This window comes from Pseudomonas sp. Sample_22 (genome assembly GCF_004307635.1).
Classification (GTDB): domain Bacteria; phylum Pseudomonadota; class Gammaproteobacteria; order Pseudomonadales; family Pseudomonadaceae; genus Aquipseudomonas.
On sequence record NZ_RCNY01000089.1, the window covers coordinates 39,509 to 63,578 of the forward strand.

General features: G+C 59.7%; 20 protein-coding genes. 13 read left to right on the forward strand and 7 right to left on the reverse strand.

All coding sequences use genetic code 11. The features are described 5' to 3' along the window. Nucleotides 1–57 precede the first annotated feature (57 nt). The 4 genes from prpC (at nucleotide 58) to prpD (ending at nucleotide 6,910) form a co-directional block, all read left to right on the forward strand. Nucleotides 58–1,185: a 2-methylcitrate synthase gene (prpC, locus tag D8U73_RS25975; RefSeq protein WP_130906137.1), complete on the forward strand. Its 1,128-nt coding sequence runs from the start codon at nucleotides 58–60 to the stop codon at nucleotides 1,183–1,185. A gap of 202 nt (nucleotides 1,186–1,387) precedes the next feature. Further along, nucleotides 1,388–3,982, forward strand: a complete 2,595-nt coding sequence (gene acnD, locus D8U73_RS25985) for a Fe/S-dependent 2-methylisocitrate dehydratase AcnD (protein WP_130906138.1) — start codon at nucleotides 1,388–1,390, stop codon at nucleotides 3,980–3,982. 67 nt (nucleotides 3,983–4,049) lie between these two features. Continuing rightward, nucleotides 4,050–5,240 carry a 2-methylaconitate cis-trans isomerase PrpF gene (gene prpF / locus D8U73_RS25990; RefSeq protein ID WP_056856956.1) on the forward strand — a complete coding sequence of 397 codons (1,191 nt, stop codon included), beginning with the start codon at nucleotides 4,050–4,052 and terminating at the stop codon, nucleotides 5,238–5,240. A gap of 185 nt (nucleotides 5,241–5,425) precedes the next feature. Next, a complete protein-coding gene (prpD, locus tag D8U73_RS25995; protein WP_130906139.1) occupies nucleotides 5,426–6,910 on the forward strand; it encodes a 2-methylcitrate dehydratase in 1,485 nt (494 codons plus the stop codon). A gap of 119 nt (nucleotides 6,911–7,029) precedes the next feature. Here the strand turns inward: prpD and D8U73_RS26000 are convergent, their stop codons facing one another. Beyond that, nucleotides 7,030–7,848, reverse strand: a complete 819-nt coding sequence (locus tag D8U73_RS26000) for a pyruvate, water dikinase regulatory protein (protein WP_056856958.1) — start codon at nucleotides 7,846–7,848, stop codon at nucleotides 7,030–7,032. Nucleotides 7,849–8,022: 174 nt separating this feature from the next. On the opposite strand from D8U73_RS26000, the gene ppsA reads away from it, so the two are divergent. The 8 genes from ppsA to D8U73_RS26045 all read left to right on the forward strand — a co-directional run bounded on the left by ppsA (nucleotide 8,023) and on the right by D8U73_RS26045 (nucleotide 16,164). Next, the gene (gene ppsA, locus D8U73_RS26010) at nucleotides 8,023–10,398 is read left to right on the forward strand and encodes a phosphoenolpyruvate synthase (protein WP_130906140.1); all 2,376 of its coding nucleotides are present in this window, start codon (nucleotides 8,023–8,025) and stop codon (nucleotides 10,396–10,398) included. A 162-nt stretch (nucleotides 10,399–10,560) separates the two neighbouring features. Then, a complete protein-coding gene (locus D8U73_RS26015) occupies nucleotides 10,561–11,550 on the forward strand; it encodes an alpha/beta fold hydrolase (RefSeq protein WP_130906141.1) in 990 nt (329 codons plus the stop codon). A gap of 137 nt (nucleotides 11,551–11,687) precedes the next feature. Beyond that, nucleotides 11,688–12,179: a ribonuclease E activity regulator RraA gene (gene rraA, locus D8U73_RS26020; protein WP_046816185.1), complete on the forward strand. Its 492-nt coding sequence runs from the start codon at nucleotides 11,688–11,690 to the stop codon at nucleotides 12,177–12,179. Nucleotides 12,180–12,206: 27 nt separating this feature from the next. Continuing rightward, nucleotides 12,207–13,202 (forward strand): zinc transporter ZntB, encoded by a 996-nt coding sequence (locus D8U73_RS26025; RefSeq protein WP_056856961.1) that lies wholly within the window; start codon nucleotides 12,207–12,209, stop codon nucleotides 13,200–13,202. A gap of 63 nt (nucleotides 13,203–13,265) precedes the next feature. Next, nucleotides 13,266–13,514: a hypothetical protein gene (locus tag D8U73_RS26030; protein WP_056856962.1), complete on the forward strand. Its 249-nt coding sequence runs from the start codon at nucleotides 13,266–13,268 to the stop codon at nucleotides 13,512–13,514. Nucleotides 13,515–13,516: 2 nt separating this feature from the next. After that, nucleotides 13,517–14,341, forward strand: coding sequence for a mechanosensitive ion channel domain-containing protein (locus tag D8U73_RS26035; protein WP_028621382.1), 825 nt, complete (start codon nucleotides 13,517–13,519; stop codon nucleotides 14,339–14,341). A 90-nt stretch (nucleotides 14,342–14,431) separates the two neighbouring features. After that, a complete protein-coding gene (gene sigX / locus D8U73_RS26040) occupies nucleotides 14,432–15,022 on the forward strand; it encodes an RNA polymerase sigma factor SigX (RefSeq protein WP_082557687.1) in 591 nt (196 codons plus the stop codon). A 107-nt stretch (nucleotides 15,023–15,129) separates the two neighbouring features. After that, nucleotides 15,130–16,164, forward strand: a complete 1,035-nt coding sequence (locus tag D8U73_RS26045; RefSeq protein WP_056856964.1) for an OmpA family protein — start codon at nucleotides 15,130–15,132, stop codon at nucleotides 16,162–16,164. Nucleotides 16,165–16,249: 85 nt separating this feature from the next. On the opposite strand, the gene cobA is transcribed toward D8U73_RS26045, so the two are convergent. The 5 genes from cobA to D8U73_RS26070 all read right to left on the reverse strand — a co-directional run bounded on the left by cobA (nucleotide 16,250) and on the right by D8U73_RS26070 (nucleotide 22,034). Further along, nucleotides 16,250–17,005, reverse strand: a complete 756-nt coding sequence (cobA, locus tag D8U73_RS26050; RefSeq protein WP_130906142.1) for a uroporphyrinogen-III C-methyltransferase — start codon at nucleotides 17,003–17,005, stop codon at nucleotides 16,250–16,252. A 20-nt stretch (nucleotides 17,006–17,025) separates the two neighbouring features. Continuing rightward, nucleotides 17,026–18,696 (reverse strand): bifunctional protein-serine/threonine kinase/phosphatase, encoded by a 1,671-nt coding sequence (locus D8U73_RS26055; protein WP_130906143.1) that lies wholly within the window; start codon nucleotides 18,694–18,696, stop codon nucleotides 17,026–17,028. A gap of 8 nt (nucleotides 18,697–18,704) precedes the next feature. Beyond that, a complete protein-coding gene (locus D8U73_RS26060) occupies nucleotides 18,705–19,916 on the reverse strand; it encodes a nitrate/nitrite transporter (protein ID WP_056856967.1) in 1,212 nt (403 codons plus the stop codon). Nucleotides 19,917–20,231: 315 nt separating this feature from the next. Next, complete coding sequence (locus D8U73_RS26065; protein ID WP_130906144.1) at nucleotides 20,232–20,807, reverse strand: ANTAR domain-containing protein; 576 nt, start codon at nucleotides 20,805–20,807, stop codon at nucleotides 20,232–20,234. A gap of 15 nt (nucleotides 20,808–20,822) precedes the next feature. After that, nucleotides 20,823–22,034 (reverse strand): CmpA/NrtA family ABC transporter substrate-binding protein, encoded by a 1,212-nt coding sequence (locus tag D8U73_RS26070; RefSeq protein ID WP_130906145.1) that lies wholly within the window; start codon nucleotides 22,032–22,034, stop codon nucleotides 20,823–20,825. 226 nt (nucleotides 22,035–22,260) lie between these two features. Here D8U73_RS26070 and D8U73_RS26075 point away from each other — a divergent pair, with 226 nt between their 5' ends. Continuing rightward, the gene (locus tag D8U73_RS26075; protein WP_056856969.1) at nucleotides 22,261–23,280 is read left to right on the forward strand and encodes a quinone-dependent dihydroorotate dehydrogenase; all 1,020 of its coding nucleotides are present in this window, start codon (nucleotides 22,261–22,263) and stop codon (nucleotides 23,278–23,280) included. Nucleotides 23,281–23,546: 266 nt separating this feature from the next. Here the strand turns inward: D8U73_RS26075 and D8U73_RS26080 are convergent, their stop codons facing one another. Then, nucleotides 23,547–23,762, reverse strand: a complete 216-nt coding sequence (locus tag D8U73_RS26080; RefSeq protein WP_003223300.1) for a ribosome modulation factor — start codon at nucleotides 23,760–23,762, stop codon at nucleotides 23,547–23,549. Nucleotides 23,763–24,070 lie beyond the last annotated feature (308 nt).

A 24,070-nucleotide genomic window follows, 5' to 3' on the forward strand; every position in this document is an offset into this window, starting at 1 on the left:
TACTACAGGAAGCGAGATAAGTTTTCTCTGACAAATTCAAGAATATTGGAGACAGAAATGGCCGAAGCAAAAGTACTCAGTGGCGCCGGGCTCCGTGGCCAGGTTGCCGGGCAAACCGCACTGTCCACCGTGGGCCAGTCGGGTGCCGGTCTGACCTATCGTGGTTATGACGTTCGTGAACTGGCGGCTGACGCACAGTTCGAAGAAGTCGCTTACCTGCTGCTGTACGGCGAACTGCCGACTAAGGCGCAGCTGAGCGCCTACATCGCCAAGCTGAGCAAGCTGCGCGACCTGCCGCAAGCGCTGAAAGAAGTGCTCGAGCGCATCCCCGCCGACGCCCACCCGATGGACGTGATGCGTACCGGTTGCTCGTTCCTGGGCAACCTCGAGCCGGAGAACAATTTCTCCGAGCAACACGACAAGACCGACCGACTGCTGGCGGCATTCCCGGCGATCATGACCTACTGGTATCGCTTCAGCCACGAAGGCAAGCGCATCGATTGCGTGAGCGACGAACAGTCCATCGGCGGCCACTTCCTGCACCTGCTGCACGGCAAGAAGCCAAGCGAGCTGCACGTCAAGGTGATGAACGTTTCGCTGATCCTCTACGCCGAGCACGAGTTCAACGCCTCGACCTTCACCGCACGGGTTTGCGCCTCCACCTTGTCGGACCTGTATTCGTGCATTACCGCGGCCATCGGTTCGCTACGCGGCCCGCTGCACGGCGGTGCCAACGAAGCGGCGATGGAAATGATCGAGCGCTTCTCGTCGCCGGAAGAGGCGGTCGAGGGCACCCTCGGCATGCTGGCGCGCAAGGACAAGATCATGGGCTTCGGTCACGCGATCTATAAGGACAACGATCCGCGCAACGAGGTGATCAAGGGCTGGTCGAAAAAACTCGCCGACGAAGTGGGCGACAAGGTGTTGTTCCCGGTGTCCGAGGCCATCGACGCCACCATGTGGGAACAGAAGAAGCTGTTCCCGAACGCCGACTTCTACCATGCCTCGGCGTACCACTTCATGGGCATTCCGACCAAGTTGTTCACACCGATTTTCGTCTGCTCGCGCCTGACCGGCTGGGCGGCCCACGTGTACGAACAACGCGCCAACAACCGCATCATCCGCCCGAGCGCCGAGTACACCGGCGTCGAACAGCGCAAGTTCGTGCCAATCGAACAACGCTGAATGGTGGAGGCTGTTGCAGGGATCTGGATACAGCGTAGATCCCTGTGGGAGCGGGCTTGCCCGCGATGACGGAGTCACATTCGACACATGTGTCGGCTGACCCACCGCAATCGCGGGCAAGCCCGCTCCCACAGTGGATTGTGTTGATTTCGAATCCGGCGCCAGCCCCACCCTTTGTATTTACCGTGACCGAGTCCTGACGATGAACACGAAATTCCGCAAATCGCTGCCCGGCAGCAAACTGGATTACTTCGACGTCCGCGCGGCAGTCGAGGCCATTGCTCCCGGCGCCTACGACACCCTGCCTTACACCTCTCGAGTGCTGGCGGAAAACCTTGTGCGTCGCTGCGATCCGGCCACGCTCACCGAATCGCTCAAGCAATTCATCGAACGCAAGCGCGACCTCGATTTCCCGTGGTTCCCGGCCCGTGTGGTGTGCCACGACATCCTCGGCCAGACCGCCCTGGTCGACCTCGCCGGCCTGCGTGACGCCATCGCCCTGCAAGGCGGCGACCCGGCGCAAGTCAATCCGGTGGTGCCGACGCAACTGATCGTCGACCACTCCCTGGCCGTCGAACGTGGTGGCTTCGATCCAGAGGCGTTCGAGAAGAACCGCGCCATCGAAGACCGTCGCAACGAAGACCGTTTCCACTTCATCAACTGGACCAAGAAGGCGTTCAAGAACGTCGACGTGATCCCGCCGGGCAACGGCATCATGCACCAGATCAACCTGGAGAAAATGTCTCCGGTGATCCAGGTGCGTGACGGCGTTGCGTTCCCTGATACCTGCGTCGGCACTGACAGCCACACCCCGCATGTCGATGCGCTGGGCGTGATCGCCATCGGTGTCGGTGGCCTCGAAGCCGAGAGCGTGATGCTCGGCCGCGCGTCGTGGATGCGCCTGCCGGAAAGCGTTGGCGTCGAACTCACGGGCAAACTGCATCCGGGCATCACCGCTACCGATATGGTGCTGGCGCTGACCGAGTTCCTGCGCAAGCAAAAAGTGGTCGGTGCCTGGCTGGAGTTCTTCGGTGAAGGCGCTTCCGCGCTGACCCTCGGCGACCGCGCGACCATCTCCAACATGGCCCCGGAGTACGGCGCCACGGCGGCGATGTTCTACATCGACCAGCAGACCATCGACTACCTCAAGCTCACCGGTCGTGAAGACGAGCAGGTGCAGTTGGTCGAGAACTACGCCAAGACCACCGGCCTGTGGGCCGACAGCCTCAAAGGCGCGCAATATGAGCGCGGCCTGACTTTCGATCTGTCTTCAGTGGTGCGCAACATGGCCGGCCCGAGCAACCCGCACGCCCGGGTGGCGGTGTCGGACCTGGCCGCCAAAGGCATCTCCGGTAAATGGGAGGATGTGCCAGGCCAGATGCCGGACGGCGCGGTGATCATCGCCGCCATCACCAGCTGCACCAACACCAGTAACCCGCGCAACGTGATCGCCGCTGGCCTGCTGGCGCGCAACGCCAACAAGCTCGGCTTGACCCGCAAGCCATGGGTCAAGTCGTCCCTGGCGCCGGGTTCGAAAACCGTGGCCCTGTACCTCGACGAAGCCGGCCTGACCGAGGAGCTGGAACAACTCGGGTTTGGCGTCGTGGCCTTCGCTTGCACCACCTGCAACGGTATGTCCGGTGCACTGGACCCGGTGATCCAGCAAGAGATCATCGATCGCGATCTGTACGCCACGGCAGTGTTGTCCGGCAACCGTAACTTCGACGGTCGGATTCACCCGTACGCCAAGCAGGCATTTCTCGCTTCGCCGCCGTTGGTGGTTGCGTATGCGATTGCCGGCACCATCCGTTTCGACATCGAGAAGGACGTGCTGGGCGTGGTCGACGGCAAGGAAATCCGCCTCAAGGATATCTGGCCGAGCGACGAAGAAATCGACGCCGTGGTGAAAGCCTCGGTGAAGCCGGAACAGTTCCGTCAGGTCTACATCCCGATGTTCGCCATCCACGAAGACACCGGCCCGAAAGTCGCGCCGTTGTACGAGTGGCGCGAAATGAGCACCTACATCCGTCGTCCGCCGTACTGGGAAGGCGCACTGGCCGGCGCGCGTCCGCTCAAGGGCATGCGTCCGCTGGCGGTGCTGCCAGACAACATCACCACCGATCACCTGTCGCCTTCCAACGCCATCATGCTCGACAGCGCCGCCGGCGAATACCTGGCAAAAATGGGCCTGCCGGAGGAGGACTTCAACTCTTACGCAACGCACCGTGGCGACCACCTGACCGCGCAGCGGGCCACGTTCGCCAACCCGAAACTGTTCAACGAAATGGTTGTGGAAAACGGCAAGGTCAAGCAGGGGTCGCTGGCCCGCGTCGAGCCGGAAGGCAAAGTGATGCGCATGTGGGAAGCGATTGAAACCTACATGGATCGCAAGCAACCGCTGATCATCATTGCCGGTGCCGACTACGGTCAGGGTTCGTCCCGTGACTGGGCGGCGAAGGGCGTGCGCCTGGCCGGTGTCGAAGCGATTGCCGCCGAAGGTTTCGAGCGCATCCACCGCACCAATCTGGTGGGCATGGGCGTGTTGCCGCTGGAGTTCAAGCCTGGCACCAACCGCCACACCCTGGCCATCGACGGCAGCGAAACCTATGACGTGATTGGCGATCGCACGCCACGCGCCGAGCTGACGCTGGTGATCCATCGCAAGAATGGCGAGCGCGTCGATGTGCCGGTGACTTGCCGTCTGGACACCGCCGAAGAAGTGTCGATCTACGAGGCGGGCGGCGTGTTGCAACGCTTCGCCCAGGACTTCCTCGAAGAGTCGGCAGTAGCCGTCTAACACAGGCTGTACCGACACGGGACTTTGAGTCCCGTGTCCGTTTTCAAGCTAAGGAGTAAGCAACACCATGGCTCATGCACCGCAAATCAAGATTCCCGCGACCTACATGCGCGGCGGCACCAGCAAAGGCGTGTTTTTCAGCCTGAAGGATTTGCCTGAAGCGGCCCAGGTTCCAGGCCCGGCCCGCGATGCGTTGCTGCTGCGGGTGATCGGCAGCCCCGACCCGTACGACAAGCAAATCGACGGCATGGGCGGCGCCACCTCCAGCACCAGCAAAACCGTGATCCTGTCGAAAAGCACCAAGGCTGATCACGATGTCGACTACCTGTTCGGTCAAGTCTCCATCGACAAGCCATTCGTGGACTGGAGCGGCAACTGCGGTAACCTGTCGGCAGCGGTCGGTTCGTTCGCGGTCAGCAACGGTCTGGTCGATGCCAGCCGCATTCCGCACAACGGCGTTGCCGTGGTTCGCGTATGGCAGGCCAACATCGGCAAGACCATCATCGCTCATGTGCCGATCACCGATGGTGAAGTGCAGGAAACCGGCGATTTCGAACTCGACGGCGTGACCTTTCCGGCGGCGGAAGTGCAGATCGAATTCCTCGATCCGGCAGCGGACGAAGAGGGCGCTGGCGGTTCGATGTTCCCTACCGGCAACCTGGTGGACGACCTCGAAGTACCCGGTGTAGGTACGTTCAAGGCGACCATGATCAACGCCGGCATCCCGACGATTTTCGTCAACGCCGAAGACATCGGCTACAAGGGCACCGAGCTGCAAGGCGCGATCAACGGTGATCCGAAAGCCTTGCTGATGTTCGAAACCATCCGCGCTTATGGCGCATTGCGCATGGGCCTGATCGCCAACGTCGACGAAGCGGCCAAGCGGCAGCACACGCCGAAAGTGGCTTTCGTGGCCAAGCCGGCGGACTATGTTTCGTCCAGCGGCAAAGCGATTGCGGCAGGCGATGTCGACCTGTTGGTGCGTGCGCTGTCCATGGGCAAACTGCACCACGCAATGATGGGCACGGCGGCAGTCGCCATTGGCACGGCGGCAGCGATTACCGGCACCCTGGTTAACCTCGCGGCGGGCGGTATCGAACGCAACGCGGTGCGCTTCGGTCATCCATCGGGCACCTTGCGTGTCGGCGCCGAAGCCAGCCAGGTCAACGGTGAATGGACGGTGAACAAAGCGATCATGAGCCGCAGTGCGCGGGTGTTGATGGAAGGGTTTGTCCGTATTCCCGGCGATTCGTTCTAACTCACACATACCCTGTAGGAGCCGAGCTTGCTCGCGATGAGGCCATAACATTCAACATCAGTGTTGCCTGATGCACCGCTATCGCGAGCAAGCTTGGCTCCTACAGAGGTTCACGTTTCGACAAAAAGAAAAGTCAGCCCTGACCCGAGGTCCCATCAACGAACCACTTGCAGAGTGAATCGAACATGAGTGCCAACGTCGACCTGAACAACCGCCCTGAGTACGACAAGGTCCTGCAGGACATTGCCGATTACGTTCTCGACTACAAGATCGAATCCGAAGAAGCGCTGGATACCGCCCGCAACTGCCTGATCGACACCTTGGGTTGCGGTCTGCTGGCCTTGCGTTTTCCCGAGTGCACCAAGCATCTGGGGCCTGTGGTTGAAGGCACCGTCGTGCCGTTCGGTGCCCGTGTGCCGGGCACCAGTTATCGGCTCGATCCGGTGAAGGCGGCGTGGGATATCGGCTGCATCGTGCGCTGGCTCGATTACAACGACACCTGGCTTGCGGCGGAATGGGGGCATCCGTCGGACAACCTCGGCGGAATTCTTGCGGTGGCTGACCATTTATCACAAAAGCGCCTGGCCAATGGCGAAGCGCCACTGACCGTACGCACTGTGCTTGAATCGATGATCCTGGCCCACGAGATTCAAGGCGTAATCGCCCTGGATAACGCGTTCAACCGTGTCGGTCTCGATCACGTCATTCTGGTGAAAGTCGCCTCCACCGCGGTCACCGCCAAATTGATGGGGGCCAATCGCGAACAGTTGTTGTCGGCGTTGTCACACGCCTTTGCCGACGGCCAGGCACTGCGTACCTACCGGCATGCGCCGAATGCCGGTTCGCGTAAATCCTGGGCGGCGGGTGATGCGTCGAGTCGCGGCGTACGCCTGGCAGACATGGCGATGCGCGGCGAGATGGGCATTCCAGGCGTCCTGAGTGCCAGGCAGTGGGGTTTTTACGACGTTTTGTTCAGCCACACCAACAGCGATCTGGCGCTCAAGCCTGAGGAAAAACGGGCCTTCAGTTTCTCGCGGGCGTACGGCAGTTATGTGATGGAAAACGTGTTGTTCAAGATCAGTTTCCCCGCCGAGTTCCATGCGCAAACGGCGTGTGAAGCAGCCGTCACCTTGCATCCGCAGGTGCGCAATCGCCTGCACGAAATCGACAGGATCGTGATCACCACCCAGGAATCGGCGATTCGCATCATTTCCAAGGTCGGCCCGCTGGCCAACGCCGCTGACCGCGATCATTGCATCCAGTACATGACCGCTGTGCCGTTGGCCTTCGGCAAGCTGGTGGCCGAGTATTACGAAGACGATTTCCACAAGGCACATCCGATCATCGATGTGTTGCGCGACAAGATGGTGATCGTTGAGGAACCGCGTTTCACCCGTGAATACCTGGAGGCCGACAAGCGCTCCATTGCCAACGCGGTCCAGGTGTTTTTCAAGGATAGTTCAAGCACGGAGAACGTCGTGGTGGAGTACCCGATCGGCCATCGTCGGCGCCGGGTCGAAGGCATTCCGTTGCTGGAGGACAAGTTCAGGGCGAACTTGCTGACACGGTTCAGCGGGCAGCGCAGTGAAGAGATTTTTCAGTTGTGCAGGGAACAGGCGCGGCTTGAGGCGACGCCCGTCAATCGGTTTGTGGATTTGTTTGTGATCTAGGGCGAGCGCGTTATCGTTCAATCGCCAGCAGGCTGGCTCCCACAGTGTTTTTGTGTTCACCGCAGTACCAATGTGGGAGCCAGCCTGCTGGCGATGAGGCCGGAGCAGGCAACCGAGAGTTACTTGAACCGCCGCTCGACGCCTTTCTCCACGAGAATCTTCGCGGAGATTTCTTCCACCGAAAAATGCGTGGAATTGATGTGCGGGATGTTCTCGCGGCGAAACAGGTTTTCCACCTCGCGTACTTCGAACTCGCACTGAGCGTAGCTCGAATAACGGCTGTTGGGCTTGCGCTCGTTGCGGATGGCGGTGAGGCGGTCCGGGTCGATGGTCAGGCCGAACAGCTTGTGTTGGTGGGCGCGCAGGGCGGACGGCAGTTGCAGGCGCTCCATGTCGTCTTCGGTCAGCGGGTAGTTGGCCGCGCGGATGCCGAATTGCATCGCCATGTACAGGCACGTCGGCGTCTTACCACATCGCGACACGCCCACTAGTATCAGGTCGGCCTTGTCGTAATAGTGCGTGCGGGCGCCGTCGTCGTTGTCGAGGGCGAAGTTAACGGCCTCGATACGCTCCATGTAATTGGTGTTGGCGCCGATGGAGTGGGACTTGCCCACGGTGTAGGAAGAATGCTCGGTCAGTTCCTGTTCAAGCGGCGCCAGGAACGTCGAGAAAATGTCGATCATGAAACCATTGGAAGTCGCGAGGATCTCACGAATGTCCTGATTGACGATGGTGTCGAAGATAATCGGACGAAAGCCGTCGGTTTCGGCGGCTTTGTTGATTTGTTGTACCATGGCCCGCGCTTTGTCCACGTTGTCGATGTACGGCCGCGTGACTTTGCTGAAGGTAATGTTTTCGAACTGCGCCAGGAGGCTCTGGCCGAGGGTTTCGGCGGTAATGCCCGTGCCATCGGAGATAAAGAAAGCAGATCGTTTCATTTGCACCTTGGGCCTTAAGCTAGTGACGAATCTTGGATATGATAGGCGCGATTTGCCGGCCACCGTTGGCCCGCATTCTCACTTATTTTCCAGGTCCAGGCCATATAGCCGGCAAATGCTCACTTAAGCAGCCGGTTTCTGAGCTTTTCCAACACAGTTAGTGGAGAGATCACCTTGGTAGAGTACGTAGTTTCCCTCGATAAGCTCGGCGTCCATGATGTAGAGCATGTGGGGGGCAAGAACGCATCCCTGGGCGAGATGATCAGCAACCTTGCTGGTGCCGGCGTATCGGTGCCCGGTGGCTTCGCCACGACCGCTCAGGCATATCGTGATTTCCTGGAACTGAGCGGCCTGAACCAGCAGATTCATGATGCGCTCGATGCCCTGGACGTCGACGACGTGAACGCCCTGGCCAAGACCGGCGCCCAGATCCGTCAATGGATCATGGAAGCCGAATTCCCTGAGAAGCTGAACGCCGAAATCCGCACCGCGTTCGCCACGCTGTCCGCCGGCAACCCTGACATGGCCGTGGCCGTGCGTTCTTCGGCTACCGCCGAAGACTTGCCGGACGCGTCCTTCGCCGGCCAGCAGGAAACCTTCCTGAACATCCGTGGTGTCGAAAACGTCATTCGCGCTGCCAAAGAGGTGTTCGCTTCGCTGTTCAACGACCGTGCCATTTCTTACCGCGTACACCAGGGCTTCGACCACAAACTGGTCGCCCTTTCGGCCGGCGTGCAGCGCATGGTCCGCTCGGAAACCGGCACCGCCGGCGTGATGTTCACCCTCGATACCGAGTCAGGCTTCCGTGATGTGGTGTTCATCACCGGCGCCTACGGCCTGGGTGAAACCGTGGTGCAAGGCGCAGTGAACCCGGATGAGTTCTACGTTCACAAAGGCACGCTGGCCGCCGGTCGTCCGGCGATCCTGCGCCGCAACCTGGGCAGCAAGGCCATCAAGATGATCTACGGCGACGAGGCCAAGGCCGGTCGTTCGGTCAAGACCGTCGATGTCAACAAGGCTGACCGCGCACGTTTCTGCCTGACCGACGCTGAAGTCAGCGAGCTGGCCAAGCAAGCGATGATCATCGAGAAGCACTACCAGTGCCCGATGGACATCGAATGGGCCAAGGATGGTGACGACGGCAAGCTGTACATCGTGCAGGCCCGTCCGGAAACCGTGAAGAGCCGCACCCAGGCCAACGTCATGGAGCGTTACCTGCTGAAAGAAACCGGCACCGTGCTGGTTGAAGGTCGTGCCATCGGCCAGCGCATCGGCGCCGGCAAGGTCCGCATCATCAAGGACGTGTCCGAGATGGACAAGGTCCAGCCAGGCGACGTACTGGTGTCCGACATGACCGACCCGGACTGGGAACCGGTCATGAAGCGCGCCAGCGCCATCGTCACCAACCGTGGCGGCCGTACCTGCCACGCGGCGATCATCGCCCGTGAGCTGGGCATCCCGGCCGTGGTGGGTTGCGGCAACGCCACCCAGCTGTTGAAAGACGGCCAGGGCGTAACCGTTTCCTGCGCGGAAGGCGATACCGGCTTCATCTTCGAGGGCGAACTGGGCTTCGACATCAAGAAAAACTCCGTGGACGCCATGCCGGAGCTGCCGTTCAAGATCATGATGAACGTCGGCAACCCTGACCGCGCCTTCGACTTCGCACAACTGCCGAACGCCGGTGTAGGCCTGGCCCGCCTGGAATTCATCATCAACCGCATGATCGGCGTGCACCCCAAGGCACTGCTGAACTACGACGGCCTGCCTGCAGACATCAAGGAAAGCGTCGACAAGCGTATCGCTGGCTACAACGATCCGGTCGGCTTCTACGTCGAGAAACTGGTCGAAGGCATCAGCACACTGGCCGCTGCGTTCTATCCAAAGAAAGTCATCGTGCGTCTCTCGGACTTCAAGTCCAACGAATACGCCAACCTGATCGGCGGCAAGCTCTACGAGCCTGAAGAAGAGAACCCGATGCTGGGCTTCCGTGGCGCCTCGCGTTACATCAGCGAATCGTTCCGTGACTGCTTCGAACTCGAATGCCGCGCTCTCAAGCGTGTGCGCAACGAGATGGGCCTGACCAACGTCGAGATCATGGTGCCGTTCGTTCGTACCCTGGGTGAAGCGAGCCAGGTGGTTGATCTGTTGGCGGAAAACGGCTTGGCCCGTGGCGACAACGGTCTGCGCGTGATCATGATGTGCGAGCTGCCGTCCAACGCCATCCTGGCTGAAGAATTCCTTGAATTCTTCGACGGTTTCTCCATCGGCTCCAACGACCTGACCCAGCTGACCCTGGGCCTGGACCGTGACTCCGGGATCATTGCGCACTTGTTCGACGAGCGTAACCCTGCGGTCAAGAAGCTGCTGGCCAATGCCATTGCCGCGTGCAACAAGGCCGGCAAATACATCGGCATCTGCGGTCAGGGGCCTTCGGACCATCCAGACCTGGCCAAGTGGCTGATGGAGCAGGGTATTGAAAGCGTTTCGTTGAACCCGGACTCCGTACTGGAAACCTGGTTCTTCCTGGCGGAAGGTCAAGCTTCGGCCTGATCCTGTGTAAACGGACCGCTCACTGTAGGAGCAGGGCTTGCCCGCGATGGCGTCTTCAAAATCGCCATCGTCAGCAAGCTGTGCCCCTGCAAGGGTCGGTCTTTTTGAGATTCAAGTAGGGCGGGCTCCATATGGATGCCGCCCTTTTTTGTGCAAGAGATTATGCAAAGCAGCAGCAACCTATTTCCTGTCGCCCTGATCAGCGCCGAACGGCGTGGCGATCTGAGCGAAGACGTGTATCGCTTGAAGCCGGCCAACAGCCCGGACCCGAGTGTCGAGCTGGCTGTCACCCGTTTGGGCATGGCCGATGAGCCTGCCGTACGCGGCGTGCCGGTCATCCTGTTGCATGGCAGTTTTTCCAATCGACGCTTCTGGTTCTCCCCCAAAGGCCTGGGGCTGGGTGCTCATTTGGCGCGCCTGGGCTTCGATGTGTGGATCGCGGAAATGCGCGGTCACGGCCTGTCCCGGCGCAACCAGGACTATCGCAAGAATCGCGTCGCTGACTATGCGCGTTACGATCTGCCCGCGATTGGCGCGTTCGTGCGTGAGCAAAGCGGTCAGGTTCCGCACTGGATCGGCCATTCGCTGGGGGGCATTACCCTGGCGGCGGCGTTGGGCGGTGAATACATCGGCGAGCCGGTGGTGGCCTCCGCTGCGTTTTTTGGCACCCAGGTCAGCCGTACCTACTGGCCGCTGAAGATTCCACCCGTGGAGTGGGGCGGGCGCTTCATTCTCAAGCGCTTTGCTCAGTTGTCCGGTTCACGACTCAAGCGCGGCCCGGAGGACGAGCCAATTGGCCTGGCCCTGGAAAGCATGCGCTGGCATGGCTTGTTCGGGCGCTTCGGCGACGCCGACAAGGACTGGTGGGCCGGGCTCGCCGAGGTGAAGCTGCCGGTGCTTGTGGTAAGCGCGGAGGGGGATCATCAGGATCCGGCCTGGGCATGCCGCAAGCTGTTCGACCAAGTGGGTTGCGAACACAAGCAATTCATCAATCTGGGGCGCGAGCAGGGCTTCGGCGACAATTTCGGTCACGTCGAAATGCTGGTCAGCAAAGCTGCACAGGTTGAAGTCTGGCCATTGGTGGCTCGCTGGCTGGCGGATCAGCAAACGCCGCTGCTCGGTGAAAAAGCGGTTCTGGCCACGGCAATCTAAGCTGGACGCTCTATCAAGGGCATTTCGCTCTGATCGGCTTGCGGCTAAGATATGACGGATTGAGCTGTTCTGGTCATTTTCGATGACTGATTCATCAGTGATGTTCGTGCTGTCTCCCTTATTACAGGAGTTTCTCGATGAACCATTACCTCACGCCTGACCTGTGCGACGCCTACCCGGAGCTGGTGCAGGTGCTGGAACCGATGTTCAGCAATTTCGGCGGCCGCGATTCCTTCGGCGGCGAAATCGTGACCATCAAGTGCTTCGAAGACAACTCTCTGGTCAAGGAGCAAGCCGAACTCAAGGGCAACGGCAAGGTGCTGGTGGTCGATGGAGGCGGTTCCCTGCGTCGCGCGTTACTGGGCGACATGATCGCCGAGAAAGCCGCCAAAAATGGCTGGGAAGGCCTGGTGATCTACGGTTGCATTCGTGACGTCGACGTCATCGCCCAAACCGATCTGGGGGTGCAGGCCCTGGCCAGCCACCCGATGAAGACCGACAAGCGCGGTCTCGGCGACCTCAACGTGGCCGTGACTTTCGCTGGCGTGACCTTCCATCCCGGCCACTACATCTATGCGGATAACAACGGCGTGATCATCTCGCCCAGCCCGCTGAAAATGCCTGAGTAAAATCCCCGATTGACTGAAGGAGTGCGGATGTTCGAGGAAGAAAACGCGCAATGGGGGCTGGTCCACGCCCTGGTGCTGGACGGTAAAGGCGGCGCGCGTTCGATAGCCCGGACTGAACTCGATGAATTGCAGCTGCAGGCTCATGAAAGCCTGTGGCTGCATTGGGATCGCAGTCACCCGCAAACCCAGACCTGGTTGCGCAAATCCAGCGGTTTGAGCGAATTCAGCTGTGATCTGCTGCTGGAAGAGAATACTCGTCCGCGCCTTTTACAGCTTTCCGACAGCGAACTGCTGCTATTTTTGCGTGGAGTCAACCTCAATCCGGGGGCTGAGCCTGAAGACATGGTCTCGGTACGGATCTTCGGTTCTGCGAAGCGGGTCATTTCCTTGCGTTTGCGGCCGCTGCGCGCCACCGAAGAGCTGCTGGTGCAACTGGAGCTGGGCAAGGGACCGAAAACCGCCTCCGAGCTGATTCTCTACATGGCGCAGTACCTGACCAACAAGGTGCAGGATCTGGTCAGTTGCCTCTCGGAAGTGGTCGATGAGGAAGAAGAAAAGCTCGATACCGACGAACGGTATACACCGGAGCACGGAGCGATCTTGCAGATCCGTCGCCGGGCCGCTGCGTTGAAGCGCTTTCTCGCTCCGCAGAGGGATATTTTTGCTCAGCTGACACGGCTCAAGTTGCCCTGGTTTGTCGAGGATGATGGCGATTACTGGAACGAATTGAACAACAGCCTGACCCGCTATCTTGAAGAGCTCGAATTGACCCGAGAGCGCGTGGGGCTTGTGTTGGAGGCCGAAGACCGGCGATTGAGCGTGCGCATGAATCGCACGATGTATCGCTTCGGCGTCATCACCGGGATCTTTTTGCCGATGAGTTTTTTGACCGGGCTTTTGGGCATCAACGTCGGCGGCATTCCATTTTCCGCGAGCCCGTATGGTTTCCTGATCGCGTGCCTGTTGGTGGTTTCGGTGGCGTTGGGGCAGTGGTGGTTATACCGACGTTTGCGCTGGGTCTGACGGAGAGCCATGTGACCCGAGCAAATTTCACCGCGTCTTTCACAGACATCACGAGAGGTGCGTATGCACGATCCGTTTGAACAGTCTTTGCGTGACATGCTCAAGGCCTCGCCGTCGACCCGGGACGACGATGCATGCCTGGGGCGCGTACTGAAAACCGCCAACCGCCAGGTCGGCGCCGGTGATCTGTTCAGCCTACTGGGCCGTTGGTTGCCCGCGCTGATGATCGCCCTGAATAACGGATCGGCCCACATCGCGCCGGTGTCCCGTCTTCGTAAACCTACCGCTCGCACTGCTGATAAGGCTGATTGAATATGGAACTTGATCTCTGGACACAGAGCCTCGTCACTGCAATGACTGCGTTATGGACCAAGATTGCCAACTTCATTCCGAACCTGTTCGGCGCACTGGTTGTGCTGCTGTTGGGCTTTGTCGTGGCCAAGTTGCTCGACACGCTGCTTTCGAAGTTGCTCGCCAAGCTCGGCCTGGATCGCCTGATGGGCGGCACCGGTCTGACCAAGTTGCTGTCCCGCGCCGGGCTGCAAGTACCGATCTCCACATTGATCGGAAAAATCGTCTATTGGTTCGTTCTGCTGATTTTTCTGGTTTCTGCCGCAGAATCCCTTGGACTTGAGAGAGTTTCAGCTACGCTGGATATGCTAGCGCTGTATTTGCCTAAGGTATTCGGCGCCGCGCTGGTGTTGCTGGTGGGTGTATTACTGGCGCAACTGGCCAATGGGCTGGTGCGTGGAGCGGCAGAAGGCGTAGGACTGGACTACGCTTCCGGGTTGGGGCGAATTGCCCAGGGCCTGGTGATCATCATCAGCATCTCGGTGGCGATCAGTCAGTTGGAGGTCAAGACTGACCTGCTCAATCACGTGATCGTGATCGTTTTGATTACCGTTGGTCTGGCAGTTGCGCTGGCCATGGGTTTGGGAAGTCGGGAAATTGCGGGTCAGATTCTTGCGGGAATCTATGTGCGTGAGTTGTATGAGGTTGGGCAACAAGTGCGAGTTGGAGAGGTCGAAGGGCAGATCGAAGAGATCGGCACGGTTAAAACCACATTGCTGACCGATGAGGGTGAGCTAGTCTCTCTCTCCAATCGGATCCTGCTTGAGCAGCATGTGAGTAGCCGCTAACCCGGCAAACCCTGCTAATGTATGCCGCCGCAAAATGCCGCCTGATGCTGGCTGCGGCGGACATTGACCTGACTGTCGGCCCGACTTGTTTTGAATAAAGCCCAATCGCTATCCATGCGCTACGACCCCCGCGAGCTCTCTGATGAGGAGTTGGTCGCGCGCTCGCATTCCGAGCTGTTTCACGTAACGCGCGCCTATGAAGAATTGATGCGGCGTTACCAACGAACATTATTTAACGTCTGTGCACGATATCTCGGGAACGATCGCGACGCAGACGATGTCTGTCAGGAAGTCATGTTGAAGGTGCTGTACGGCCTGAAGAACTTCGAAGGCAAATCCAAGTTCAAGACATGGCTGTATAGCATCACGTACAACGAGTGCATTACGCAGTATCGGAAGGAACGGCGAAAGCGTCGCTTGATGGACGCATTGAGTCTGGACCCCCTCGAAGAAGCGTCTGAAGAAAAGGCGCCGAAACCCGAGGAGAAGGGTGGACTTGATCGCTGGCTGGTGTATGTGAATCCGATTGACCGTGAAATTCTGGTGCTACGATTTGTCGCAGAGCTGGAGTTTCAGGAGATCGCAGACATCATGCATATGGGCTTGAGTGCAACAAAAATGCGGTACAAACGCGCTCTAGATAAATTGCGTGAGAAATTTGCAGGCATTGCTGAAACTTAGTTCGGCGCAAATATCTCTTACGTGTAGGCAAGTTCTGATAGACTTGCCGCCGAGTTGTCCCCCGGTTTGCGGGACTGCTTCACAATCACCAGATGGGGATTTAACGGATGAAACTGAAAAACACCTTGGGCTTGGCCATTGGTTCTCTTATTGCCGCCACTTCGTTCGGCGCTCTGGCACAGGGCCAAGGCGCAGTTGAAATCGAAGGCTTCGCAAAGAAAGAGTACTTTGACAGCACTCGCAACTTCAAAAACGACGGCAACCTGTTCGGTGGTTCGGTTGGTTACTTCCTGACCGACGACGTTGAACTGCGTCTGGCCTACGACGAAGTGCATAACGTACGTGCCGACGACGGCAAGAACGTGAAGGGCGCCAACACCGCTCTGGACGCTCTGTACCACTTCAACAACCCAGGCGACATGCTGCGTCCTTACGTCTCGGCCGGTTTCTCCGACCAGAGCATCGACCAGAACGGTTCGAACGGTCGTGACCGTTCCACCTTCGCCAACGTTGGTGGCGGCGCCAAGCTGTACTTCACCGACAACTTCTACGCCCGTGCCGGCGTTGAAGCTCAGTACAACATCGACCAGGGCAACACCGAGTGGGCTCCTAGCGTCGGTATCGGTGTGAACTTCGGTGGCGGCTCCAAGCCTGCTGCTGCTCCAGTTCCAGCACCAGCTGAAGTTTGCTCCGACAGCGACAACGATGGCGTTTGCGACAACGTTGACAAGTGCCCTGACACCCCAGCCAACGTAACTGTTGACGCTGATGGCTGCCCAGCAGTTGCTGAAGTTGTACGTGTTGAGCTGGACGTGAAATTCGACTTCGACAAGTCGGTAGTCAAGCCAAACAGCTACGGCGACATCAAGAACCTGGCTGACTTCATGAAGCAGTACCCATCCACCACCACTACTGTTGAAGGTCACACTGACTCCGTCGGTCCTGACGCTTACAACCAGAAACTGTCCGAGCGTCGTGCAAACGCCGTTAAGCAAGTTCTGACCAACCAGTACGGTGTTGAATCGTCCCGCGTTCAGTCTGTTGGCTACGGCGAATCCCGCCCAGTTGCTGACAACAAGACTGAAGATGGTCGCGCTGTAAACCGTCGCGTAGAAGCGCAGGTTGAAGCTCAAGCTAAGTAATTAGCCCGCAGCTGCGAGAAAAGCCCGGCTCAGGCCGGGCTTTTCTTTGTCTGCGATTTGGTCGGAGCGGAGTAAGTCGGGGGATTCAGGCCAGTCCATCGGCTGTGATCGCGGGGAAATCGCAGTCTTGCACGGCACGGGCCGCCACGCTGCCGATCACCAGGATCGCCGGGCTCTTCAGTTCGAAACGACGGGCATCTTCCTCCATTGCTGCCAGATCACTGCGGCATTCGCGCTGATGGGGCAACGAGGCGTTTTCAATCATTGCCACTGGCGTGTTTACCGCCATGCCTCCGGCCAGCAGTTGCTGGCGAATTTCACTGAGCTTGGCCACACCCATGTAAATCACCAGCGTCGTACCGCCCTGGGCCAGTGCCTGCCAGTTCAGGCTGCTGCCGTCTTGCGTGTGCGCGGTGACCAGTGTCACCCCGCGCGCTACACCGCGTAGCGTCAACGGGATATCGCATTGCGTGGCGCCAGCGAGCCCGGCCGTGATGCCGTTGACCAGTTCCACCTCAACCCCGCGCTCACGCAGCCACTGCGCTTCTTCACCGCCGCGTCCGAAAATGCACGGATCACCCCCCTTGAGTCGCACCACGCATTTACCCTGACGCGCGTAACGCAGCATCAAGCGATGAATGAACGCTTGCGGCGTGGACCGGCATCCGCCGCGTTTACCCACGGGAATGATTCGCGCCTGCTGGCAATGTTCGAGGACCGCGGCATTCACCAGGTCATCGATCAGCACCACATCCGCTTCCCTCAGTGCCCTTGCAGCCTTGAGAGTCAACAGTTCCGGATCACCCGGGCCCGCGCCCACCAGCCAGACTTTTGCGCTCATCGTGTGTTCCTCAGTTGAAATCAGCCATGAAATACCGCAAACAACAGCACCAGGTTCGCCAGCAGCGACATCAGCGCCAACGACCGCCACACCTTCAGCGGTTCGCGTTCCAGCAGCGGGCGAGGGCGCACATTCAAGCTGTGCCGCTCGCCTTGTTCGATCAGCAGCAGCCATTCCTCCGCCGTTTCAAAACGTTGACCAGGATCGGCGGCAACCGCGCGTTCCAGGCTTTGTGTCATCCATTCCGGCAGATCGGGGCGATAGCGGCTGGCGCTGACTGGCCTGCCGAACCGTGGTCGTTGGAACGCTTCGATTTCGCCATAGGGAAAATGCCCGGTCAGCAGATAAAACAACGTCACGCCGACCGCATACAGGTCCTGTTGCGGTGTCGGCGGTTCGCCGCGAAATGCTTCCGGCGCAATGAAACTGGGCGTTCCGGGAAGAGCAGCGGGCTGGTCTTCAGACAGGCCGGGACAGAAGGCGAGGCCGAAGTCCAGCAAGCGCAGTTCGCCGTCGTCACTGAGCAGCAGGTTTTCCGGTTTGATATCGCGGTGGAAAATCTGCCGTCGGTGCAACATTCCGAGCGCTTTGAGCAGGCGTTCAGCCAGGTCCTGCCACTGAGCCAGCGGCAGTGGTCCGGTCTGCGAATGCAGTTGCGCCAGGGTCGTCCCGGAGTATTCGCGCATAACGTAGTACAAATGCTGACGCTGGCTGGCGGCATGCACCTCAGGAAAATGCCGACCGGCCACGCGTTTGAGAAACCATTCCTCCGACAGCAAGGCTTGCCCGGCCTGGTGATCGTCGTGCAGATGGCCGGGCAAGGTTTTCAACAGCCACGGTTGTTGCTGGCTGTCACGCACGCGATAAAGCAACGACTGCTGGCTCTGGCCCAGTATCCCTTCCACTTGCCAGCCTTCGAACTGCTGTCCAGGCTTCAGCGGTGGCGGCAGGGGCCATTGCTGCAGGTGAATCAAGGCATCACCGATACTGCTTTCACCGAGGCCATCGACCCGCACCAGCAGGGCACTGGCGTTGTCTTGGCTGCCGGCCAGATGCGCTGCATGAACCAGCGTCTGCGCAGCGCTATCGAGGTTCGGCTGATCACGCAGGATCGCAGCAATGGCGGTGTCGCCCAGGACCGCCCAGATCCCGTCGCTGAGCAGCACGAAGCTCTCATCAAGGCGCAATTCACCGTCGAGGAAATCCAGCACCAGGTGTTGATCCAGTCCAAGTGCCCGCTTGAGCACATGCTGCATGCCCGGCTGATCCCAGACGTGATCCTCGCTGATACGCTGCAATTGATCGGCGTGCCAGCGATACACCCGGCAATCACCGACGTGAGCCAGGGTAAATCGCCTGCCACGCAGCACCAGGGCGCTCACAGTGGTCAATAGCGGTTGTCCGCCACCGTTGGCCTGCAGCCAGCGGTTTTGCGCCAGCAGCAGGCGATCAAGGGCTTGTGCGACGCCCCAGGTTTCCGGGGTGGCGTAGTAGTCCAGCGCCAGCGCCTGCAATGTCGATCGGGCGGCCAGGCCACCATCGGCGCACTGGCTGACGCCGTCGGCGATGGCGAACAGGTAGCCCTTGCTCGCCGCCAGTGCCGGGGCGGGCGTGACCAGACGCAAGGCGTCCTGATTTTCTTCGCGAGGGCCGGTGGCGCTGGCTTCAGCGAAGCTCAATTGCAGGCTCATTTAAGACCTCAAACCCGCGCAGCGGTCACGGCTGCCGAACCCCAGGTGGTTCTCCAGCGACGTTTTACGCCGTGCAGGCCAAACCACGCGAGCACCGCCAGACTGGCGAACAGCCACAATGCCAGCTGGTAACTGCCGGTGCTTTGTTTGATTGCGCCCATGCCTGCTGCCAAGGCAAAACCACCGATGCCGCCAGCCATGCCGATCAGACCGGTCATAACCCCGATTTCGCGGCGAAAACGCTGAGGGACCAACTGGAAAACCGCACCGTTGCCTGCACCCAGGCCAAGCATGGTGCAGACGAAAAGCGCCAGGGCGGCATAGGAGCTTGGCAAATTGAAGCCGACGGCAGCAATGCAGATCGCCGCCACGGTGTACATCCCCAGCAAGGTGCGGATGCCACCGAAGCGATCCGCCAGAGCACCGCCCAGCGGACGCATCAGACTGCCACCGAATACGCAGGCGGCGGTGTAGTAACCCGCGGTGACCGGGTTCAGGCCGTATTGGTCGTTGAAGTAGCCGGGCAGTGCGCTGGCCAGGCCGATGAAACCGCCGAAGGTCACGCTGTAGAAGAACATGAACCACCAGCTGTCGCGGTCGCCCAGGGCCTTGAAGTAATCGGCCATTGACTTGGCTTTGGGCCGTTCAGGGGCATTCTTGGCCAGCCAGGCGAACACGATCAGTGTCAGGATCAACGGGATCAGGGCGAAGCCGAACACGTTGCTCCAGCCAAACGCCGCTGCCAGCACCGGCGCAATCAGCGCGGCAAGGACGGTGCCCGAGTTGCCCGCACCCGCGATGCCCATGGCTTTGCCCTGGTGCTGCGGCGGGTACCATTGCGACGCCAGAGGCAGGGCCACGGCGAAGGACGCGCCCGCCATGCCGAGGAACAGTCCCAGCAGCAGCGCTTGCTCGTAACTGTGGATGCCGAGTTTCCAGGCACCGAACAGGGCGCAGATGACGATGACTTGCCCGATCAGGCCGGCAGTTTTGGGAGACAGGCGATCAGCCAGCATGCCCATTACAAACCGCAGTACGGCACCGGCCAGAATCGGCGTAGCGACGACAAGCCCGCGCTGTTGAGTGGTCAGGTGCAAGTCACCGGCGATCTGCACTGCCAGGGGGCCGAGCAGGTACCAGACCATGAAGCTCAGGTCGAAGTAGAGGAACGCCGCGAACAGGGTTGGGGTATGGCCGGATTTCCAGAAGCTTGAATTCATCGCGCACCTCAGCTGATAGGAGTCTCGAACGGGAGCCAAAACAAAAAAACGCCGCCACCTGATTCGCCGGGAGGCAAATACGGTGAGCGACGTCTTTGTCGTAGATTGGGCAACCGCCGTTGGTTACCTGTGGGATTTACTTAGCGAGATCTGTGCCAACAGTTCGTTTTTGTGGCGAGGGAGCGTGCTCCCGCTCGGCGTTGAAGCCGTCTTGAATCCTGTGATCGAGTTGTGCCTGATTCACTGAAGTTGCAGGTTTTGGGGCCGCCGCTACGCAGCCCAGCGGGAGCAAGCTCCCTCGCCACGGTGATCGTGTCAGCCGAGCAGTTCACTCATCGCGATAATCTGCTCCGCCACCTGAATCAGCTTCTGCTGGCGGCTCATGGCCTGGCGGCGCATCAGGGTGTAGGCCTCTTCCTCGTTGCAGTCCTTCATTTTCATCAGCAGCCCTTTGGCCAGTTCGATGCGCTTGCGCTCGGCCAGTTGCTGATCGCGGGCGTGCAGTTGGGCGCGCAGGGCCTGGTCACTTTCGAAGCGGGCCATGGCCACATCCAGAATCGGCTGCAAGCGTTGGGCATGGATGCCCTCGACGATGTAGGCGCTGACCCCGGACTTGATCGCCTGGCGCATCACGCCGGGGTCGTGCTCGTCGGTAAACATCACGATGGGGCGTGGCTGGTCCCGGCTGACGAGCACCACTTGTTCCATGACATCGCGGCTCGGTGACTCGGTATCGATCAGAATCACGTCCGGACGCACCGTTTCGACGCGTTCGGGCAGGTCGATGGTCAGGCCTGACTCGTCGATGACCTCGAAGCCGGCTTCGGTGAGGGCCGTTTTCAGGCGTCCGACTTTTTTCGCGGTATCGTTGATCAGCAGGATACGCAACATGTTCGCAGTCTCCTGTCAGCAGTTGGCGAGTCGGGGCGAGTTGTCGCTCATGGCGTGCATTTTGAAGCTGCGCGCATAGCCGGCGGGGTCCGAACCGTTCCAGACCTTGCCATCGATCAACTGGCTGCTACGCATCTCTTTGCCCAGCGATGCGACACCGACGGCGCTGGCGGCCTCACGGTACAAGTCCAGTTGCTGAACCTGACGGGCTACCGCGAGGTAATCCGGGTCATCGCGCAACAGCCCCCAGCGACGGAACTGGGTCATGAACCACATGCCATCGGACAGATACGGCAAGTTCACTTCACCGTCACCATGAAAGCGCATGGCGTGCGGGTCGTGCCAACGATTGCCCAGGCCGTCGTCGTAGTCGCCCAGCAGACGCGGTTCGATGCATGCCAGTGGGGCGTCGAGGTACTGTGGCGCGCTGAGCAATTGCGCAGTGCTGCGTCGGTTTTCGAGACTGTCTTCGATAAAACGACTGGCTTCCAGGATCGCCATCACCAGTGCCCGGGCGGTGTTGGGGTATTGCTCGACGAAGGCGCGGGTGCAGCCCAGGACTTTTTCCGGATGATCGGGCCAGATCGTCTGGGTGGTCGCCAGGGTAAAACCGAGGTCCTGTTGCACGGCGCTGGCGGACCAGGGCTCGCCGACGCAGAAACCGTCGATGCGTCCCGCCTGCAGGTGCGCGACCATTTGCGGCGGTGGTACCACCACACTGTCGACCTCCAGCAACGGATGAATGCCCTGGCTGGCGAGCCAGTAATACAGCCACATGGCATGGGTGCCAGTGGGAAAGGTCTGGGCGAACGTCAATTTTGGGCGAGTTTGGTGCACGTGCCGGTGAAGTGCCTCAGGACCGGTCACGCCAAGGCCCTGCAAGCCATGGGAGAGATTGATGCTCTGGCCGTTCTGGTTCAGCCCCATGAGCACGGCCATGTCGGTCGCTGCCACGCCGCCTATACCCAGGTGCACGGCGTAGATCAGACCGTACAGGCTGTGGGCGGCATCGAGCTCACCGCTCACCAGTTTGTCCCGCAGGTTGGCCCACGACGACTGGCGCTTGAGGTTCAGGGTCAAGCCGTAAGGTTGGGCGAAGCCCTGAGTCGCGGCGACAACCACCGAGGCGCAGTCGCTCAAGGCCATGAAGCCGAGGTTGATTTCGGTCTTTTCCGGGGCATCGCTGCCATTGACCCAGGCCAGAGGGCCGGCTGATGGTTCGTTCATCGATTTCGCACCTTCAAAAAAAACGTCGTCCCAGACCTGATACCCGCAAGGCCGCGTGACGACGTCGTTGTCCTTGCACGCATTCCGCCGTTGGCCTGCGTGCTGATGCTTCGATGGGTGCAAGGCATATGCCATCCCGGGATTCACGGCAAAGAGATCGCCCGCCAACCTCAACCCCGGCTATAATCGCCGCCTCATTTCGCCGCCAATCGAGTCAAATCCGCCCATGTACACCCTGGCCCGTCAGCTGTTGTTCAAACTTTCCCCGGAAACCTCCCACGATCTGTCCCTGGACCTGATCGGCGCGGGCGGACGTTTGGGCCTTAACGGCTTGCTGTGCAAGGCACCGGCGAAGATGCCGGTCAACGTCATGGGCCTGGATTTTCCGAATCCGGTAGGGCTGGCCGCCGGCCTGGACAAAAACGGCGCGGCCATTGACGGTTTCGCCCAATTGGGTTTCGGTTTTGTCGAAATAGGCACCATAACCCCGCGTCCGCAACCGGGTAATCCGAAACCACGGATTTTCCGATTGCCGGAAGCCGAGGCCATCATCAACCGAATGGGCTTCAACAACCTTGGCGTCGATCACCTGTTGGCCCGTGTGGCAGCCGCCAAGTACAAGGGCGTGCTGGGCATCAACATCGGCAAGAACTTCGATACCCCGGTCGAGCGCGCGGTTGACGATTATCTGATTTGCCTGGACAAGGTCTATGCCCACGCCAGCTACGTGACGGTCAACGTCAGCTCGCCGAACACACCGGGCCTGCGCAGCCTGCAATTCGGCGATTCGCTCAAGCAACTGTTGGCCGACCTTGCCACGCGTCGCGCTGAACTGGCGCTGCGTCACGGCAAACACGTGCCGCTGGCCATCAAGATCGCCCCGGACATGACTGACGAAGAAACTGCGCAGGTTGCGCAAGCGTTGATCGAAACCGGAATGGACGCGGTCATCGCCACCAATACCACCTTGAGCCGTGTCGGCGTCGAGGGCATGGAGCATGGTGACGAGGCGGGCGGCCTGTCCGGTGCACCGGTTCGCGACAAGAGCACCCACACCGTGAAGGTGTTGGCGGCGGAGTTGGGCGGCCGCCTGCCGATCATTGCTGCCGGTGGCATCACTGAAGGCAAACATGCGGCAGAGAAGATCACTGCCGGTGCGAGCCTGGTGCAGATCTACTCCGGCTTCATCTATAAAGGCCCGGCGCTGATTCGTGAATCCGTAGACGCAATCGCTGCCCTGCGCTGAAGGCTCAAGGGAGCTTTTGTGGCGAGGGAGCTTGCTCCCGCTGCGAAGCAGTCAAATTGATTGAGAACACCGGGTTTACGATTGCTTCGCAACCGGGCGGGAGCAAGCTCCCTCGCCACAAAAACAGGTTTTCCTTGCTTTGGAGCAAGCATAAAAAAGGGCCCCTTCAAAGGAGCCCCTGGGCCGCAGCCCGCCGTCCGGATGGGACGTGCGTGGTTAATTCAGTACAAAATCAGATTGTCGTGTCGGAGTGTTGTGCCCTGTAATTAGCCGACGGCGTGAAGTTCGTTGAGTCTGTGGATTCCCGCAGTGCCGGTCATACCGTCCCAGTTGTCGCCGCGTCCTTCTCGCCAGCCGTTAATCCAGGCTTGACGTACCGACGGTAGAGTAAATGGGCAAAGCTCACGGGATTTGCCACCAACGCCATATTGATATCCGCGCAAAAATGCTCTTTCCAACGGATCACGCTTAAGTCTTCTCATAGGGTGTTGCCCTCACTTGTTGACTGTATTTATCGCGTCGACCTCAATTGAGGTCTGGCAGAAAAACTCTGCCGTTGGGGGCTCGTTGCCGGCGTGACGAGCCAAGGTGTTGGCGCCATTGCGGTGCCAACCTGAGTTGAGTTCTAACCAATGCGTCACATCGAGGGAATGATCGTTTTGTCATAAGGACGTAACTGTTCATGTGCTATGGCCATAAGTAACCGCATGTTAGCTGGGTATTTTTCAGGTAAACCCCGGTATGATCGGCCCCGCACAGCATGATCAGGTTAATCCTTTGGTGAGAATGC

Excerpts from the sequence above, each read along its gene's own strand:
- prpC (WP_130906137.1), top strand. The coding sequence starts at position 58 with ATGGCCGAAGCAAAAGTACTCAGTGGCGCCGGGCTCCGTGGCCAGGTT.
- acnD (WP_130906138.1), top strand. The coding sequence starts at position 1,388 with ATGAACACGAAATTCCGCAAATCGCTGCCCGGCAGCAAACTGGATTAC.
- prpF (WP_056856956.1), top strand. The coding sequence starts at position 4,050 with ATGGCTCATGCACCGCAAATCAAGATTCCCGCGACCTACATGCGCGGC.
- prpD (WP_130906139.1), top strand. The coding sequence starts at position 5,426 with ATGAGTGCCAACGTCGACCTGAACAACCGCCCTGAGTACGACAAGGTC.
- D8U73_RS26000 (WP_056856958.1), bottom strand. The coding sequence starts at position 7,848 with ATGAAACGATCTGCTTTCTTTATCTCCGATGGCACGGGCATTACCGCC.
- D8U73_RS26015 (WP_130906141.1), top strand. The coding sequence starts at position 10,561 with ATGCAAAGCAGCAGCAACCTATTTCCTGTCGCCCTGATCAGCGCCGAA.
- rraA (WP_046816185.1), top strand. The coding sequence starts at position 11,688 with ATGAACCATTACCTCACGCCTGACCTGTGCGACGCCTACCCGGAGCTG.
- D8U73_RS26025 (WP_056856961.1), top strand. The coding sequence starts at position 12,207 with ATGTTCGAGGAAGAAAACGCGCAATGGGGGCTGGTCCACGCCCTGGTG.
- D8U73_RS26030 (WP_056856962.1), top strand. The coding sequence starts at position 13,266 with ATGCACGATCCGTTTGAACAGTCTTTGCGTGACATGCTCAAGGCCTCG.
- D8U73_RS26035 (WP_028621382.1), top strand. The coding sequence starts at position 13,517 with ATGGAACTTGATCTCTGGACACAGAGCCTCGTCACTGCAATGACTGCG.
- D8U73_RS26045 (WP_056856964.1), top strand. The coding sequence starts at position 15,130 with ATGAAACTGAAAAACACCTTGGGCTTGGCCATTGGTTCTCTTATTGCC.
- cobA (WP_130906142.1), bottom strand. The coding sequence starts at position 17,005 with ATGAGCGCAAAAGTCTGGCTGGTGGGCGCGGGCCCGGGTGATCCGGAA.
- D8U73_RS26055 (WP_130906143.1), bottom strand. The coding sequence starts at position 18,696 with ATGAGCCTGCAATTGAGCTTCGCTGAAGCCAGCGCCACCGGCCCTCGC.
- D8U73_RS26060 (WP_056856967.1), bottom strand. The coding sequence starts at position 19,916 with ATGAATTCAAGCTTCTGGAAATCCGGCCATACCCCAACCCTGTTCGCG.
- D8U73_RS26065 (WP_130906144.1), bottom strand. The coding sequence starts at position 20,807 with ATGTTGCGTATCCTGCTGATCAACGATACCGCGAAAAAAGTCGGACGC.
- D8U73_RS26070 (WP_130906145.1), bottom strand. The coding sequence starts at position 22,034 with ATGAACGAACCATCAGCCGGCCCTCTGGCCTGGGTCAATGGCAGCGAT.
- D8U73_RS26075 (WP_056856969.1), top strand. The coding sequence starts at position 22,261 with ATGTACACCCTGGCCCGTCAGCTGTTGTTCAAACTTTCCCCGGAAACC.
- D8U73_RS26080 (WP_003223300.1), bottom strand. The coding sequence starts at position 23,762 with ATGAGAAGACTTAAGCGTGATCCGTTGGAAAGAGCATTTTTGCGCGGA.